Genomic DNA, 1908 nt, shown 5'->3' on the forward strand with positions numbered 1-1908 from the left:
ATTGCCATCATTCGAGAGTCGGATGAACCCAAAGCCGCACTGATTGCACGATTCAATTTGTCTGAACGTCAAGCTGACGACATATTGGATATTCGCTTGCGCCAATTGGCGCGATTAGAAGCCATCAAAATTGAACAAGAACTCAGCGAGCTTCGAACTGAGCAAGGTAAGTTGGAAGAAATTTTGGCCAACCCCAACAGTTTGCGCCGCTTGATGGTGAAGGAAATTGAGCAAGATGCCAAGCAGTTTGCCGATGAGCGTCGTACCTTGATACAAACCGAAAAGAAAGCGGTTTTGGAAGTCAAAATTGTGGACGAACCCGTGACGGTGGTGGTCAGTAGCAAAGGCTGGGTGCGTGCCAGAACTGGTCATGGACATGACGCCGCGAGTTTTGCATTCAAAGCAGGCGATGATTTGTATGGCACGTTTGAATGCCGCACGGTCGACACATTGCTGGCCTTTGGCAGTCAAGGACGTGTGTACTCAGTGCCTGTTGCGATGTTGCCTGGTGCGCGTGGCGATGGTCAACCAGTGACCACTTTGATTGAGCTTGAATCGGGTACTCAACTGCTTCATTATTTTGCAGGCTCCAGCAATGCGGTGCTGCTGTTGTCCAGCTCAGCCGGTTACGGCTTTTTGGCCACGGTTGAGAGCATGACATCGCGCCTCAAAGCCGGTAAAGCGTTTGTCACTTGCAATGAGGGAGAACAAATTTGCCGTCCATCGCAAGCATCCGCCAGCAATGTGAATAGCAATGGTTTTGCTTTAACTGCTTCTAACGCGGCATCCAATGAGCAAACCAATCAAAGCGGTCGTACTTGGCTTGCTGCAACGCATGTGGCTTGCGCTTCCACAGGCGGGAGAATCTTGACGTTTGAAATCAAAGATTTAAAAACCATGACCAATGGTGGCCGTGGGCTGATGTTGATTGACTTGGACGCAAAAGACACTTTGGCAGGTGCAGCTGCTTACACGCGCAGCATCAACATCACAGGTATAGGACGTGGTGGCAAAGAGCGTTCTGAAAACCTAGAGATACGCAGCCTGAATAATGCGCGCGCCGCGCGTGCGCGCAAGGGCAAGGCTGCTGACTTGGGTTTCAAGCCTATGGACGTGCTTCGGGTCGAGTAATATGGTTAGAATGGCATATAGATATCGTATTTATTGCCTAGTGTGCTATTAAATATATAGCATTTAAAACTTTTATGTTGTTGTTGCAAAACCTGCTGTGAATTCAATCTCACAATCATTGTCAACTGCATTCGCCTTGATCGCATCGAATGATGTGCAACTTTGGTCGATTGTGGCGCGGTCTTTGTGGGTGAGTGCTTGGGCGAGTTTGCTAGCCAGTGTGCTGGGTGTGGTGTTCGGGGCGTGGTTGGCGGTATCGCATTTCGCAGGCCGTGGTTTGGTGTTGCTGATACTCAATACACTTTTATCTTTACCTGCCGTGGTTGTGGGTTTATTGGTTTATTTGTTGCTGTCTCGTTCTGGGCCGTTGGGCGAGTTGGGTTGGCTTTTCAGTGTCAAAGCCATGGTGTTGGCGCAGACAATTTTGGTATTGCCTGTGGTGATGGCGTTGATTCGTCAATTAATCGAGGACGCAGATAAACAGCGTGGCGAGCAACTACAGTCCTTGGGTGCACCCCGATTATTCAGAGCACTGTTGCACGTGTGGGATGAGCGTATAGCTGTGTTGATGGTGTTGATTGCCGCGTTCGGACGTGCCATTGCAGAGGTGGGTACGGTGATGGTGGTCGGTGGCAATATTGATGGTTTTACGCGCGTGATGACGACATCCATTGCGTTGGAAACCAGCAAAGGCGACTTGCCCTTGGCTTTGGGGCTAGGCATCATGTTGATGGCGGTCGTGCTCTTGCTAAATACGGTTTTGGCAGGTTTGCGGTG

Annotated in this window: 2 protein-coding genes; both read left to right on the top strand. The window is 50.1% G+C overall.

Annotated features, from left to right (window positions below; translation table 11 throughout):
• On the top strand, positions 1-1131 hold a 1131-nt coding region (locus GX466_09265), incomplete at its 5' end, for a DNA topoisomerase IV subunit A (protein ID NLH94384.1).
• Positions 1132-1228: 97 nt separating this feature from the next.
• A partial coding sequence (locus tag GX466_09270) for an ABC transporter permease (protein NLH94385.1) occupies positions 1229-1908 on the top strand: 680 nt, incomplete at its 3' end.

It is taken from the genome of Candidatus Cloacimonadota bacterium (assembly GCA_012516855.1).
In the GTDB taxonomy this organism is placed as follows: Bacteria; Cloacimonadota; Cloacimonadia; order Cloacimonadales; family Cloacimonadaceae; genus Syntrophosphaera.